The 15,741-nt window shown below is 47.8% G+C and carries 13 protein-coding genes and 2 riboswitches; of the genes, 2 read left to right on the top strand and 11 right to left on the bottom strand.

Going from position 1 to position 15,741, the window contains the following annotated elements:
• Positions 1–120: 120 nt before the first annotated feature.
• Positions 121–222, bottom strand: a riboswitch (purine riboswitch).
• A 78-nt stretch (positions 223–300) separates the two neighbouring features.
• From L3V45_RS03295 to L3V45_RS03245, 11 genes are all read right to left on the bottom strand, one after another.
• Positions 301–498: an NETI motif-containing protein gene (locus L3V45_RS03295; RefSeq protein WP_003155772.1), complete on the bottom strand. Its 198-nt coding sequence runs from the start codon at positions 496–498 to the stop codon at positions 301–303.
• Positions 495–1,049, bottom strand: a complete 555-nt coding sequence (locus tag L3V45_RS03290; RefSeq protein WP_003155773.1) for a DUF2179 domain-containing protein — start codon at positions 1,047–1,049, stop codon at positions 495–497. The genes L3V45_RS03295 and L3V45_RS03290 overlap by 4 nt, the downstream gene beginning before the upstream one ends.
• Positions 1,050–1,167: 118 nt before the next feature.
• Positions 1,168–1,341: a Fur-regulated basic protein FbpA gene (locus L3V45_RS03285; RefSeq protein ID WP_003155777.1), complete on the bottom strand. Its 174-nt coding sequence runs from the start codon at positions 1,339–1,341 to the stop codon at positions 1,168–1,170.
• Positions 1,342–1,479: 138 nt separating this feature from the next.
• Positions 1,480–2,262: a DUF6574 domain-containing protein gene (locus L3V45_RS03280; RefSeq protein WP_014304542.1), complete on the bottom strand. Its 783-nt coding sequence runs from the start codon at positions 2,260–2,262 to the stop codon at positions 1,480–1,482.
• Positions 2,263–2,459: 197 nt separating this feature from the next.
• Positions 2,460–3,782, bottom strand: coding sequence for an NCS2 family permease (locus L3V45_RS03275; protein ID WP_003155780.1), 1,323 nt, complete (start codon positions 3,780–3,782; stop codon positions 2,460–2,462).
• Between the two features lie 131 nt (positions 3,783–3,913).
• A riboswitch (purine riboswitch) is annotated at positions 3,914–4,015 on the bottom strand.
• A 122-nt stretch (positions 4,016–4,137) separates the two neighbouring features.
• A complete protein-coding gene (locus tag L3V45_RS03270) occupies positions 4,138–5,580 on the bottom strand; it encodes a DUF4179 domain-containing protein (RefSeq protein WP_032857035.1) in 1,443 nt (480 codons plus the stop codon).
• Complete coding sequence (locus L3V45_RS03265; protein WP_003155783.1) at positions 5,562–6,095, bottom strand: sigma-70 family RNA polymerase sigma factor; 534 nt, start codon at positions 6,093–6,095, stop codon at positions 5,562–5,564. The genes L3V45_RS03270 and L3V45_RS03265 overlap by 19 nt, the downstream gene beginning before the upstream one ends.
• A gap of 103 nt (positions 6,096–6,198) precedes the next feature.
• Positions 6,199–7,740 (bottom strand): glutamine-hydrolyzing GMP synthase, encoded by a 1,542-nt coding sequence (gene guaA / locus L3V45_RS03260; RefSeq protein ID WP_003155784.1) that lies wholly within the window; start codon positions 7,738–7,740, stop codon positions 6,199–6,201.
• Between the two features lie 162 nt (positions 7,741–7,902).
• Positions 7,903–10,110, bottom strand: coding sequence for a DUF4129 domain-containing transglutaminase family protein (locus L3V45_RS03255; RefSeq protein WP_236837251.1), 2,208 nt, complete (start codon positions 10,108–10,110; stop codon positions 7,903–7,905).
• 18 nt (positions 10,111–10,128) lie between these two features.
• Positions 10,129–11,298 carry a DUF58 domain-containing protein gene (locus L3V45_RS03250; RefSeq protein WP_236837250.1) on the bottom strand — a complete coding sequence of 390 codons (1,170 nt, stop codon included), beginning with the start codon at positions 11,296–11,298 and terminating at the stop codon, positions 10,129–10,131.
• Positions 11,298–12,260: an AAA family ATPase gene (locus L3V45_RS03245; protein WP_025853956.1), complete on the bottom strand. Its 963-nt coding sequence runs from the start codon at positions 12,258–12,260 to the stop codon at positions 11,298–11,300. The genes L3V45_RS03250 and L3V45_RS03245 overlap by 1 nt, the downstream gene beginning before the upstream one ends.
• A gap of 335 nt (positions 12,261–12,595) precedes the next feature.
• On the opposite strand from L3V45_RS03245, the gene gabP reads away from it, so the two are divergent.
• Positions 12,596–13,981: a GABA permease gene (gene gabP / locus L3V45_RS03240; protein WP_012116987.1), complete on the top strand. Its 1,386-nt coding sequence runs from the start codon at positions 12,596–12,598 to the stop codon at positions 13,979–13,981.
• Positions 13,982–14,091: 110 nt separating this feature from the next.
• Positions 14,092–15,630: an outer spore coat copper-dependent laccase CotA gene (gene cotA / locus L3V45_RS03235; protein WP_003155789.1), complete on the top strand. Its 1,539-nt coding sequence runs from the start codon at positions 14,092–14,094 to the stop codon at positions 15,628–15,630.
• Positions 15,631–15,741 lie beyond the last annotated feature (111 nt).

Below are 15,741 nucleotides of genomic sequence, written 5' to 3'. Positions count from 1 at the left end.
TTCTCATGCTTTGTTTTTCAGAAAAAAAAGCCCGGCTTATATTGCAACTATGAGGAAGCAATACAAACCGGGCATGGCGCGCGTATCGTCAGTCGTTCGCTTCTGCGATATCCATGTCAGCTGTTTATCACTTTCCTGCATAGTCCGGCCGTTTACGGCAGCCGGGTAGAAACTTATGGGCCATATTCCCAAGATTATATGAGGTCGTGTTTTGATTTCATGTTTATCTTAACAACGGACTTGGATAATGTCAACGACATTATCGAACGATATAAAATTTCTTTCTTTTAATGTTCGTGTTTAGATCAATTTCCCTTCAAATACGATTTTTTTCCCGCAAGGAACGACTTGAATTGATCCATTTTCTTTCTTTTCTGTAAAGATCGGCTCTTCCATCCGCCGGACGGGCATATAACCCTCTTCCTTCATTAAAGTGAGAATGGTGTCAATCGTTTCATGTTCCGTTACTTCAAACCGTTTCTTTTTTGGCTTTGTCATTCCTTAATTCTCCTCTTCTTCACTGCTTTCACCCAGAATCCGCCGTGGATCGTTTTCGGCTCAAAGGCGATGATAAACGCTTTTTCATCAAGCGTTTTAATCGTATCATACAGCTGAAGCTCATATTTGCGCGGCGTCAGAATCTGCATGGCGGTCCGGTCTCCTTCAAGTCCGCCCGCAACCCAGCTTGTAACACCGTATCCTTTTTCCCGGAGCTGTTTCGGCAGGTCCAGATCGAGCTCCTTCGTAATGACGTTGACTGTTATGTAGCCGAGCGCCAGTTTTTCTTCAATTTTCATTCCCACTATGACGCCGAGGCCGTAGCCGAGCGCATAGGCAATGACGTTTTGAATTTGATTCAGATTGTCGAGCACAAGACTCAGGCCGGTCACATACACAAGGATTTCAATTGTACTGATGCCTGCGGCGAAATAGCGCTGTCCCTTTAATGTCAGAATCATCCTGATCGTAAAGAAAGAGACATATATAATGTTAATGATGAGAATAATGAGAACCATACCTATACTGTTGGATAAAATTGTCTGCATCACTGATTCCCCTCCTCTGACTTTGAAAAGCCAATCTTTCAATTAAGGATAGTTTACCCTCTTTTCATCATTTTCAAAAGAAAAAAAAGCCCGCCCCGCAAGGCAGACTTTCAAGCTCTTATCAGTGAAGCTCGGCTTTTTTCAATCGTTTGACGGCTTCATATTCCTTCTCAAGTTCACTCAGCGTGTACCCGGACAGTTCCTGAACATGGTCTTGATAAAACCCTGAGCGGATCAGTTTTGTCCTCAGGTGCTGTTTTTTCCGATTAATGGCTTCTCGCAACAACGGGGCCATCTTCATCATCCCTTTCCGAATCATAAAGAGTAGTGCCGCTTTCGAATTGCTGTTGCTCTCATCATATCTCGGCCGGGTCCTCAAAACAACACGCTTCATTAGAAAAATTTGTAAACATTGTGAAAGACAAATTTCGACTTATAAAGGAATCAGCGAAGCAGTAAAGTACTCGGAAATGAGCGGCCATGTCACAGCCGTAAAAACGAGCATGATGATGACCGCCGCGGAAATACAGTACATCACGTCAGCCGCAGGCTTTTCAGCCGATTTGTATAGAATCTGCACAAACTGCACCATCGCCGAGGCGGCCAGAAACAAGGTCAGCGCCGTAAACACCACGGTGATGACCGGCAGATTCAATATCGCGAAAATCATCCATACGATAGAGCAGGCGACAGCCGGAACCAAAAGCGATCCGACCCCCGCGGCCGCATCCCGCATCGTAATTTTCTGCTTCATCATATAACGTGATACAAGCCAGACCGCGCCGGCCGCAGCGGCAAAAAAGACGAGCGTATACACGAGAACGACGGTAAAGCCGTCAAAAAACGTATGATGCCGCTCCCCGTATCCGAGAGGCCTTTGCTGGCTTGCCCTCAGCTGAAACCAATTTCCGATTGAGAAAAAGATACTGAATACAAGCATTGAAATAAGAGCATATTTAAAGCGGGAAAAGCCGTCTTCCCCAACGACCTTCACCGGTGATGTCAAAATGCGCAGCGCGAAACGGCAATAACGTTTGACCGCGGCCCATGCAGAAGCGAGTTTTTCCGTAAAAGCCGGAGCCGGGCGCCGTTCCTTTTCTTTTTTCTTTTGCTTTTGATAACGTCCCGCATTTCTGGACATTCTCGACAGCGGTTCTTCATCAGTCCCCTGATGCTGTTTTTCTTCTTCCAACGTTTCTTTTCTTTCTTCCGTCATGTCAGCAACTCCTATCAAAAAAATACGGCGGAATTTGTTTAGCAAGAAAATAAAACACTTATATAAGGTACCGAAGCGGCCTTAAACAGTCAAGCGGTTTTCTTCACCCGGACACCCACATGACGTTTTATATTATGTATTGGTTTTACGGAATAGGACAAAAACAAAAAACCGGCTTTCCTCAGCCGGTTTTTCCGTTATTTCAAGAAGATGAAATACAGGATAAAGATGACGAACAGCCCGTACATAATCGGGTGAACGCTTTTTCCTTTTCCTTTGCAGATCATTGTAATCGGGTAGAAAATAAAACCGATCGCAATCCCCGTCGCAATACTGTACGTCAGCGGCATCATAATCATCGTTAAAAATGCCGGAACAGCCACCTCGAATTTATCCCAGGCGATCTTACCGAGCGGCGCCACCATCAGCGCGCCGACGATAATTAAAGCCGGAGCCGTCACATTCGTGGTGACAACTGACAGAAGCGGCGAGAAAAACATCGCCAGCAAAAAGAGAATGCCTGTCACAACAGCCGCGAAGCCGGAGCGCGCCCCCGCCGCAACGCCTGAGCTGGATTCAACATAAGAAGTCGTTGTAGACGTACCGAGCACGGCTCCGATAACGATTGATGTTGAATCTGCCAGAAGCGCTCTTCCCGCACGCGGAAGTTTGTTTTCCTTCATCAGCCCGGCCTGTGTCGCTACAGCTACCAGCGTACCGGCCGTATCGAAAAATCCAACGAACAGGAAAGTTAAAATGACAATCAGCATTTGTACGGAGAAGATATCCGGAAGGTGCATCCACGCCTGTCCGAAAGTCGGCGCAAGACTCGGCACGCTGCCGACAATGTGTGTCGGAACCGGAATCAGCCCGCAGATCATACCGGCAACCGCCGTCAAAAGCATTCCGATAAACACGCCGCCGTTTACGCGAAGCACCATCAGAATGACCGTCACAATAACACCGAAAACCGTCAGCAGCACAGGGCCGCTGTGAATATTGCCGATAGACACCAAAGTCGATGAGTTCGCTTCAATAATGCCCGAACCCTGCAAACCGACAAATGTGATAAACAAACCGATACCTGCGCCGACCGCCAATTTCAGCTCAGGCGGAATCGCATTAATGATTTTTTCCCGCAATCCCGTCAGTGAAAGCGCCACGAAGATAATTCCGGAAATCAAGACGCCGGAAAGCGCAGCCTGCCATGAAATCCCCATGCCGAGTACGACAGAGAAGGCAAAAAACGCATTTAATCCCATACCCGGCGCAATCGCGATCGGATACTTTGCAATAAGCCCCATTAAAATACAGCCGGCCGCAGATGCCAAGGCTGTAGCGGTGAACACCGCGCCCTGATCAATTTTTAATGCTTCGGGAAATCCTTTCACACCGTTTAAAGACAATGTCAGCGGATTGACGAACAGAATGTACGCCATTGACAAAAAGGTCGTTAAACCGCCGATGATTTCATTACGATAGCTTGTCCCCAGCTCATCAAACTGAAAAAATTGCTTCAAGCCAATTGCCTCCTTCATTCTCTCCCATTTATTCTGCCCGTTATCCGCCAAATAAAAAACGCCCCAAATACATTTGGGACGCTTGACTACATACGTTCAGTCTGAATAAATAAGAATGGATTATTTATATCAAACGATTGAGATTGATCCGTAGTCAAGCCATTTACGGTAGCTTGGTAGAAACTTGCGGGCCATATCCCCGCCATTATACGATATCTGCATATTTGATTTCTGAGTCTATTGTATCAATTCAATTTTGAAAACTCAATAAAAAAACGAACAATCCAGTTAAAAAAAATTGGTTTATTCGTTAATTGACCAAAAATGGAAGACGGCAAGGGCCGCCTTCCCGGCATCATTTTCCGTCCGCAGGCCGAACCGGCACCGTGAATGTGATCCCCTTGTCATCCGCCAGCAAGTTCATAACCGTTTGATTGACGTACAAAGCATATGAATCGAATGAGAAATCGCGCAATGAATAGTCTTTATCGGATGAATCATCTAATTCAAAAACGGATTCCATTTCACCCTTTTTAAGATTCGTGACTTTCGCCTTATTCCCTTTCAGATAATAGCCTTTTTCATACTCATTAAGCGATGGCCAAGTTTTCATTTTTTTCGTATTGCCGAGACCGATTGATTCACCGACATTCATCAGCTGATCTTCATCCGCCTTGCTTACATCAATTCCGCTGAATTGATAATCGACAATTACCCGTCTGTCTTGCTGTTTGATCTTTTTGATGGTAATGCCGACATGATGATGTTTCGTTTTATAACTGACGGGCAGTTTTGTTTTCAGAGGCACGATTTCTCCCGGCTCTGATTCTGTTTTTATATCGCCCGTTATGAAAAGTGTTTTCGCTTTCGGGTCTATCGGTTTGCTGAATTGAGTTTGGCCGCGTATTCTTTTCCCGCCGCCGGGAAGATTCTTCCTGCCGCCAAGTTCAATATTCGACATCGTCATTTCATAATGGTTTCCAGCATCATCCGTTGCTTCGTCAATCGAGATGGCATCATTTTTGGCTGCATCATAGAAGTCGATAGAATACAGGAGAGCCGATCCCATCGTTCCGTTTTCCGCCCGGATATCGAAAAAGCGGTATAATCCGTGATTTACATTCACAGCTTTCGTTCCTTCAAGAGAAACGGACTTTTGTTTTTTAATAGGGAGTGTAAAGCGCCAGTTTCCGGGGATATCCTTGATTTGTGTAATGACAAGCGGAAGCTTATCACCGTCTTTCAGCTTTGAGCCGTCCGTGAACAGGCGAAGCTGCCCCGCGTACCGCCCGTCTTTCATTTTTTTCATATCACTGCTGTCATAATCCTCTGCTAACATATTCCGTGGATCTTTATAATCGACTTGAAAAGAGATGCTCTCCTCATCTGATTTCAAATTATTAACGATAAAGTTATAAACGAGCTGTCCGCTGTCGTAATACACACTTTTCACTGTCACCGTGATTCCGCGTGATTCCGCTTTTTCGTTCAGTTTTGTCACCAAATTGCTTTTAAACAGCGCAGAACCTGCCTTATCCTGAAACAGACTGTAAATTTGTCCGGCAACAGGAATGTTTCCCATAGCCGTGTTAACGGAGGGCATGAACAAGCCTGAGGACAGATACAGAATAAACAGAGCAGCAGCAACCGCGAGGCCGTTTATCACTTTTCGTCCCCATCTCCGTCTGACGGCGCCTTCTTTTCCGGCACGGACAGCAGCGCTGTGTATCACGTTTTTCAACTCAGCTTTCGGCACGTCAATGTCCTGATACAATTGCTTCATTTGATGCTTTTCCATATGTGTTTATCCTCCTTTTCCAGTTCCTGCTTCAATGCTTTTCTCGCCCTGTGGAGATGCGTTTTTACAGTGCCTTCCGCCATACCGGTCTGTTCAGCGATCATACCAATCGAGAAATCTTGAAAATAATAAAGCTGAATGGTCAGCTGTATATGTTCGTCAAGCGTTTCCAGAGCATTCCGAAGATCTATGTATTCTTCAATGTTCTTATTCTCCGCGCGTGTGTCGTGCTGCGGCTCAAACGGAATGACGTCTCCGTGCTTTTTCCTCATCGCAAAAATCGTATGAAGCAGAATCCGGATCAGCCACGTTTTAAAATATTTCGGCTCCTTCAGCTGTGCGATATGAAGAAAAGCCTTGTAAGCCGTTTCCTGAACAGCGTCCAGTGTATCTTCCTTGTGATGCAAATAAAGATAAGCTGTTTTATATAAAGTCTCCTGATGGGTTGTGATCAGTTTTTCAAAGGCTGCGGCATCACCTTTTTTCGCCTTTTTGATCAATCGTTCTTCCTTCACCTTATCCACCTCCTATGCTGTTAGATATGAATCGGGGCAAAACGGTTTCAAAAAGATGAAAAAAAAACGCCTCTTTTTTAAAAGAGACGTTTTTTATCTTCATTTATTCCCACTCAATCGTTGCAGGCGGCTTGCTCGTAATGTCATACACGACGCGGTTGATGTGTTTCACTTCGTTGACGATCCGTGTTGAAATCACTTCAAGCACATCCCAAGGGATACGCGCCCAGTCAGATGTCATGCCGTCAATTGATGTTACGGCACGGATACCGATTGTGTAATCATACGTTCTCGCATCTCCCATGACGCCGACGCTGCGGATGTCAGGAAGAACCGTGAAGTACTGCCAGATGTCGCGCTCAAGGCCGTGGTTCGCCACTTCTTCACGCAGAATCGCGTCTGATTCACGAACGATCTCAAGTTTTTCTTCCGTTACTTCACCGAGTACGCGGATGCCAAGTCCAGGGCCCGGGAACGGCTGACGCCATACGATATCATCCGGAAGGCCGAGCTCTGTGCCAAGCGCGCGCACTTCGTCTTTGAAAAGGGTGTTCAGCGGCTCGATCAGTTCAAACTGCATATCTTCAGGAAGTCCGCCGACATTGTGATGCGATTTGATCGTTTGCGCCGTTGCAGTACCGCTCTCGATAATATCCGTGTAAAGCGTTCCTTGCGCAAGGTAATCGATGCCTTTCAGCTTGTCCGCTTCATCATCAAATACGTAAATGAATTCGTTGCCGATGATTTTGCGTTTTTGCTCAGGATCAGAAACACCTTTCAGCTTGTTTAAGAATCTGTCTTTCGCATCAACTTTAATGACATTCATATTAAAGCCTTCGCTGAACGTTTTCATGACGCCTTCAGCTTCGCCTTTACGAAGCAGGCCGTGATCGACGAAAATACAAGTCAGCTGGTCGCCGATCGCTTTATGAATTAAAGCGGCCACAACAGAGGAATCAACACCGCCGCTTAGCGCGCAAAGAACCTGCTTGTCTCCGACTGTTTCGCGGATTTTTTGCATTTCGATTTCGATAAAGTTTTCCATTGACCATTCGCCTTTACATTCACAAGGCCCGAAGACAAAGTTTTTCAGAAGGTCATTTCCGTATTCTGAATGACGGACTTCCGGATGGAACTGCACACCGTACCATTTTTTGTCTTTTTTGCTCATCGCCGAGTTCGGGCAGTGATGGCTCGTCGCGTCTACCGTAAATCCTTCCGGCACTTGTACGACTAAGTCGCCGTGGCTCATCCAGACAACTTGTTCTTCCGGAAGATCCTTGAACAAGTCTGGAGTTCCTTGAATCTGAATGTTCGCTTTTCCGTATTCGCGCTGGCTTGCCGCCTCGACTTTCCCTCCGAGGTAATGAGTCATCAGCTGCATGCCGTAGCAGATGCCCAATACAGGAATATCGAGTTCAAAGATTTTTTCATCACAGCGGAAAGATCCTTCATCATATACACTGTTCGGTCCGCCTGAAAGGATAATTCCTTTTGGATTCATTTCTTTGATTTCCTCAGCTGTCAACGTATGGGGATGCAGCTCGCTATATACGCCAAATTCACGGATCCGGCGGGTAATCAGCTGGTTATACTGACTGCCGAAATCAAGAACAAGAATCATTTCATTCACTAACTTCGTCATGGTTGTCACCTAATCTCCTCTAAGTTTTTGACACAGAAAAAACGGAGGACACACGTTCAGCCCTCTGTCGGCAAGACTTGTCCGGAAGCCCGGCTTTTTAACGCTCCCGGGCTCCCATTTAACATTCATATATTCTAACAACAGGACGATATGCGGTCAAGACTATCTTCTTTTAATTATATTTTCCCACAACTGTCCCGATTCATTCCAAAGCTTTGCGGCATTATCGCTGCGGTATAAAGCACGCTCATAGCGCAGCGTCAGCTCGGACATGTCGTTTGTATGGTGCGCCTCATCAACCCTTGCGGCAAAATCGCGGAGCGTTTCTCCGTCTCCCCTGCTGAACCCTTTTCGTTTCAGCTGGCGGAGCAGCGCGGCATATGCGTCGAAAAAGACGTCTTCATCCGTTCGCCGCTTCAATCTGGCTGCTGTAACGTGCGGAATCCAGCGCACCCGGAACAGCCAGGCGAGTGCCGCCGCGGCTGAAATTACGATGACGATGGTTGCATACGGCCACAGGTGTGCCGCGGTTTTGTTGCGGATCACAGGCTGCGGTGCCGCGCTGTGATCCCGCTTTTTCGGTGTTTCTTCTTTTTCCGGCTTTGTTTCCTGACGCTGCTTGTCAGACGGTGAATCCGAATTCCCCGCTGAGCCTCCGCTGTCTTTTGCCGCGGTATGATTTTGCTCTGACGTAAACTCCGTCGGATTGGTGAAGCCTTTTGTCGGCTCAAACGTCACCCAGCCCTGATCGGGAAAATACACTTCTACCCACGAATGGGCGTTGTTGTTTGTGACTTCATAAATGTGGCCGTTATGGTCGCCTGCCCCTTTATATTCACCGGATGTATAGCCCTTCACCCAACGGGCGGGAATTCCCGCAGAGCGGAGCAGCACGGCCATTGCCGATGAAAAGTTATCACAATATCCTCTTTTCGTTTCAAACAGAAATTGATCGACATAATCCTGATTGTGCTCCGGAACCGCGACATCCTGTGTATTATACGAAAATGCGGAAGATCCGAGATAATCCTCGATCGCCTTCGCTTTATCGAACATATTATGATGATCCCGCGTCAGTCTGTCCGCAAGCTGTCGCACTCTTTTCGGAAGGCTGTCGGGGACCTGTAAATACCGGTCATTGAATTGATTCTGCTCACGGTATCGTTTCACTTTCACTTTTCTGAGATCATTCAGCTTAAAGACGGGCGCCTGAAAAGTCACCGTGTACCGTCCCATATTGCGGATGTTGCCCACTTGTTCACTGACCGGCGTAATTTGCTCGGTGTTTCCGTTCATTTCAAGCTGAATCGAGTGCTTCGGTTTAATATTGGAGACGCCGATCGGATACATGACGTGATTATAGAGATAATTCTCATCAATGGACACCTGTGCCGTATACCGTCTCGTCTGCACACTCCGGTCAAACCATATATCTTCCACATTGCCGCCGTTCAGTTTATAGGACATGCCCTGATCGGTCTCCACCCAGCCTTTCCCCGTGTATGTATCTTTCGTTTCCACCCGGAAGTACGCCCGTTCTTTTCCCTTCCATGTAAAAACCGGCGTATCATCCTCCTGAAAAGGACCGCCCAATGTTTCATCATGATTGCCGTAGCCGATTTTGCTTTCGGCGGCGGGCACTTCTTTGTGGTTTGTGATTTTTTTTAGAAACGGCACGGGATCCGGCCAGTTCGGGTCTGATTTCGGAGCCGCCAGACCGAACACGACGGAAGCGCAGATAAACAGCATCAGCGGCAGAAACCATTTGAGTATCAATCTTTTTTTAAACGCTATGTGTTCCGTAAGCCGGATGCGCTCCATATACAAAAGCCCCATCATCAAAAAGCCGATAAAGACGATCCGGATGACGGCGTACGCGGCATCATAAGGAGTAAACGTATCAAGCACGGTGATATACGCCACCGTCATGATAAAAAAGAATAATATTTTCCGCTGATAGATCACCCAGTAATGCAGCAAATACACGAGCAGCCATAAAAGCACAAAAAACAGCAACGTGCGGAATGACGGATTCATATCATTCCATCTTCCGGTCCCGATGTGGCGGGCATTTTGCATCACGTCCCGCAAAAAAGAAACGAGCCATTCCGGCTGAAAAATAGAACCTTTATAAAACAGGATGTGAATACTGATCAACGTAAACAGAATGCAGGACGGCACGGTGACGTACCACCTCATCCGGAAGAATGACAGCAGAAATGCCAAACCGATAAAAACGATGAAAAAACCGGTATGTTTTGTATCCGTAAAATTGTGCAGCGGCCTGAGCCATTCCCATAACAATAAAAAAGCGAGAAAATAAAACAGCAGCAGACTCAGCCTGCTTCCCTGGTTCTCGTCATGCGGCATGGCGCGCCACCTCTCTTTCTAAACAACATGGGACACCTGTTTGCCCCTGATCATTTGCACCTTAATATTTTTCTGAGCGAAGATGAGAGCGAGTTTCCGTTCTTTCTCCGAAAGCGCGGCATTCGTTTCTTTCGCCAAAAACACCGTCATGTCAGCACGGCCGGGCTCAGCCTGTTTGAGAAGGTCTTCTGTAAGACTGCCCGTCACGACGGCAATGGAAGCTTTACCTAGTTCTTTCCCTAAACGCCCGCCTTCATCGGCTTCTTCCGATTCTGAAGCTGATGCCAGGTAACGCAGCATCTTTCTGAAATGCCGGTCTCCCTCCCGGACGGGAAATACAGTCCGGTCGCTCCCCAATGAAATAAATCCTGCGGGAGAGCCCTTCACAAGCGCCGTGTAAAGCAGGGATGCCGAAGCTGACACCGCGGCTTCAAACGAAGGGGACGGCCTGCAGTCCAAAAGGAGAATCATATTCATACTCTGCAGCGGGTCAAATTCCTTCGTCATCAGCTCATTTCGACGCGCCGATGTTTTCCAGTCAAGTGCGGAAAACCGGTCGCCCGGCTGATAATTTCTGACGCTCGCAGCCATTGCTGTGCGGTGTACCTGAAACGGAGCACCGGCACCCGCACCCTCTTCTCCGGATGCAGCCTGCGGCTTATAGTGAACAGGCCCGTACGCCGGGAAAACCAGAACCGTATCCGTTACGGAAAACGACGCCGTCTTGTCCAAAAGCCCCAGAACATCTCCCGTCCGCACTCTGATCGTATGTAAATGATGCTCTCCGCGCGGCACCTGCGGCAGCTCATATTGTAACGTCAGCTTCCTTTGAAACCACGGAAACACAAGCTGTTTCGCACTGCACCTCTCGCCAAGCGTTTCCGGCATCACATCTTCAATGACCATATATGTCAGCGGAAACGGCAGGCGCCTCGTCAGCCTGATGGTGACAGACAGCCTGTCGCCTGAGGTTAACTGGGCGGAGGACACGTCACGCGTCACCTGAAACGCCCGCAGCGGGTACACAGCGACCAGCCCGGCGTAAACGGTAAACGGCAAAAACGCATAAAATAAAAACCAGCTCACAAATCCGCCCTGAAACATGGCATAAGAAAAGACAGCCGCCGTCAGTACGGCCAACATAAGCAGCTTCCAGCCATATAGAAGCCAATGCATCTTCTTTCTCATTAGCGGACCGACATCCTTTGAACGGGAACTTTTTCCGTTTGCATGATGTCTTCTATAACCGCTTCCGGCGTCACATCGTTAAATTTCGCCTCGGCGGTCAAGATCATTCTGTGCGGCAGCGTATACGGAGCCAAATACTGGACGTCATCAGGAATGACGTAATCGCGGTCATGAAGCAGCGCGTACGCCTGCGCGGCTTTCATTAATGAAATTGAACCGCGCGGGCTGACGCCCAGATGTACGGACGGATGCCGGCGGGTATGCTGAGTAATGCCGACGATATACGCTTTAATTCCATCATCCACCCGCACCTGCTCCAGTTTTTGCTGGAGGGTGATGAACTGTTCTTTAGAAATGACGGGCTCGATTGTTTCAAGCGGATTGCGCCCTTCCTGCAAAGACAGAACCCGAAGCTCCTCCTCGGCAGTCGGGTAGCCCATGCGCAGCTTAAATAAAAACCGGTCAAGCTGGGCTTCGGGAAGCGGATACGTTCCTTCATATTCAACCGGGTTTTGTGTGGCCATGACGAAAAACGGCTCAGCCAGCCGCATTGTCTTTCCGTCAATCGTGACATTCCCTTCCTCCATCGCCTCAAGCAGGGAAGACTGCGTTTTCGGAGAGGTTCTGTTAATTTCATCAGCCAGCACGATATTCCCCATGATCGGTCCCGGGCGGTATTCAAATTCCATTGTTTTCGTATTATAAATAGAGACACCCGTCACATCTGACGGCAGAAGATCCGGCGTGAACTGAATCCTCTTAAAGTCAGCTCCGATCAGCTTGGCCAAAGCCCGGACCATCATCGTTTTTCCGACTCCCGGCACGTCTTCCAGCAGCACATGCCCTTTTGCGAGAATGGCGGCCAGACTGAGTATGGCGATATCCCGTTTTCCTATGATGATGTTTTCAATATGCTCAACGGCTTTCTCCAGCAGCGGATGCAGCTCTTCTTTATAAGCCATTCTTCTCCTCCTAGTCATCTCTCAAATTTCAATTATCGTAACCTAACTTTACCACAAAATATAAACAGTATAAAAAAACGTTTCCAGCGAATTGTTTCCAGTCCGAAAAAGGAAAAAAGCTCCCTTTAGAAAGGAAGCTTTATTTCAGCTGGAGAGGCTCCATATGAACGTGTGAATGGTCAATGGCATATTCCTCTTTCATCCCGGCACTACTGCTGTACGGATGAGAAAAAAATGTCATATTTTCTTACATCATTTTCAACTGTCTGTGGCATTTATGATAGAATAATACTTGTCGGAATATTCAGCATAAACAAACCAAAAGGAGGCAAAGAATGAATCAGCCTAACTCTTTATCTAAGGGATTAAAAACCCGGCATATGACCATGATTTCAATTGCCGGCGTGATCGGCGCCGGATTATTTGTCGGAAGCGGATCAGTCATTCATTCCACCGGACCCGGAGCGATTGTCTCCTACGCTTTAGCAGGATTATTAGTGATTTTTATTATGAGAATGCTGGGGGAAATGTCCTCCGTCAACCCGACAAGCGGTTCGTTTTCACAGTACGCGCATGACGCCATCGGTCCTTGGGCCGGTTTTACGATCGGATGGCTGTATTGGTTTTTCTGGGTCATCGTCATTGCCATTGAAGCCATTGCAGGCGCCGGAATCATACAGTACTGGTTCCCGGGCATTCCGTTATGGCTGACGAGTCTGCTTCTGACCGTGCTGTTAACACTGACGAATATTTATTCAGTTAAATCGTTCGGCGAATTTGAATACTGGCTTTCCTTAGTGAAGGTAGCGACGATCGTTGTCTTCTTAATCGCGGGATTTGCGTTCATTTTCGGAATCGTTCCCGGCAGCAAGCCGGTCGGGCTGGAAAATCTGGCGGGCAGCGGCGGATTTTTCCCTAAAGGTCCAAGTTCCGTTCTGCTCGGTATCGTCGTTGTCATTTTTTCTTTCATGGGATCTGAAATCGTCGCAATCGCAGCGGGAGAAACGTCAAATCCGGTCGAATCCGTCACAAAGGCGACCCGCTCAGTCGTTTGGCGGATCATTATTTTTTACGTCGGCTCCATTGCGGTTGTGGTCACACTGCTGCCATGGGATTCAGCCAATATTTTGGAGAGCCCCTTCGTTGCCGTTTTGAGCCATATCGGGGTTCCCGCAGCCGCTCAAATCATGAATTTCATCGTCCTGACAGCCGTTCTGTCCTGCCTGAACTCCGGGCTTTATACGACGTCACGGATGCTGTATTCACTGGCAGAGCGAAATGAAGCGCCGCGGCGTTTTATGAAACTGAGTAAAAGAGGCGTACCGGTTCAAGCCATTATCGCCGGCACCTTTTTCTCCTACATTGCCGTTGTTATGAACTACTTTTCTCCCGACTCCGTATTTTTGTTCCTGGTCAATTCATCAGGGGCGATCGCACTGCTCGTCTATCTCGTCATCGCCGTCTCACATCTGAGAATGAGAAAGAAAATCGAACGGACAAACCCTGAATCTCTTAAAATCAAAATGTGGTTCTATCCGTACTTAACCTACCTGACGATCATCGCCATTTGCGCCATCTTGTTATCTATGCTGTTTATCAGTTCAATGCGTTCTGAATTTCTGCTGACAGGATTTATTACTCTGCTGGTACTTGCCTCATATGTATTCCGCAAAAAACAAAAACCGAAAGAGAGCGCTTCCGAAAGCCGTGTTGCGCAATAACCGCAAACACCCCCCTCTCAAAAAAGGGCGGGTGTTTTTTTAACCAACCTGTTCCAGGCAGCATTAACTGTAGTACAGGATTTCAATAAATGATAAGGACAGGATGAAAAATGGCACTAGAAAAATTTGCAGATGAACTGCCGATTATCGAAACACTCCAGCCGCAGAAGAAATCAGACGGCAGCACGTATTATGAAGTCACCATGAAGGAATGCTTTCACAAGCTGCACCGCGATCTCCCGCCGACCCGGCTTTGGGGGTATAACGGTTTGTTTCCCGGCCCGACGATCGACGTGAACAAAGATGAAAACGTCTATATTAAATGGATGAATGACCTGCCGGATAAGCACTTTCTGCCCGTGGATCATACCATTCACCATTCAGAAAGCGGCCATCAGGAACCCGATGTCAAAACCGTCGTCCATTTACACGGAGGAGCAACGCCGCCGGACAGCGACGGCTACCCGGAAGCCTGGTTCACAAAGGATTTTAAGGAAACGGGTCCTTATTTTGAGAAAGAGGTATACCATTATCCAAACAAACAGCGCGGGGCTCTGTTATGGTATCACGATCACGCCATGGCGATTACGAGGCTCAATGTGTACGCCGGGCTTGCCGGGATGTATATCATCCGCGAGCGAAAAGAAAAGCAGCTGAAGCTTCCCTCCGGAGAGTACGACGTACCGCTTATGATTTTGGACCGCACGTTAAATGACGACGGTTCCTTGTCTTATCCAAGCGGACCTGCTAATCCTTCCGAAACGCTGCCCGACCCTTCCATCGTCCCGTTTTTTTGCGGAAATACCATTCTCGTCAATGGTAAAGCGTGGCCGTATATGGAAGTTGAACCGCGGACATATCGTTTCCGCATCCTTAATGCCTCCAATACGAGAACATTTTCTCTCTCGCTCAATAACGGCGGGAAGTTTATCCAAATCGGTTCTGACGGCGGACTGCTTCCCCGCTCTGTCAAAACACAATCTATCAGCTTAGCCCCGGCCGAGCGGTATGATGTGCTCATCGATTTCTCCGCCTTTGACGGAGAACATATCATTTTAACGAACGGCACCGGCTGCGGGGGCGACGTCGATCCGGATACAGACGCCAATGTGATGCAATTCCGCGTCACAAAACCGCTGAAGGGAGAAGACACAAGCCGGAAGCCTAAATATCTTTCAACAATGCCTAATGTAACATCAAAAAGAATACACAACATCAGGACACTGAAACTCACAAATACGCAAGACAAATACGGCCGGCCCGTTTTGACGCTGAATAACAAGCGATGGCATGATCCTGTGACAGAAGCGCCGAAGCTCGGCGCAACGGAAATCTGGTCGATTATCAATCCGATGGGGGGAACCCATCCGATACACCTGCACCTTGTTTCCTTCCAAATCCTTGACCGGCGTCCCTTTGACTTAGAGCGTTATAACAAATTCGGCGACATTGTGTATACAGGCCCCGCCGTCCCGCCTCCTCCAAGTGAAAAAGGCTGGAAAGACACCGTGCAGGCGCACTCGGGGGAAGTCATCAGAATCGCGGCGACTTTCGCTCCTTACAGCGGACGCTACGTATGGCACTGTCATATTTTAGAGCACGAAGATTACGACATGATGAGACCGATGGACGTCACGGATAAGCAGTAAACAAACATCCCCCCCTTTCTCCAGAAGGGGCTTTTTTTATTTATCCAAAAAGAAAAAATAAGAAGGCGCTTTTTTGCATATACTGTAATAACAGGAAGACGATGCACCCTC

It is taken from the genome of Bacillus sp. R45 (assembly GCF_021729365.1).
Lineage (GTDB): Bacteria > Bacillota > Bacilli > Bacillales > Bacillaceae > Bacillus > Bacillus velezensis.
Note: the sequence above shows the minus strand (reverse complement) of the source record. Positions and strands in the feature narration are given on the sequence as shown.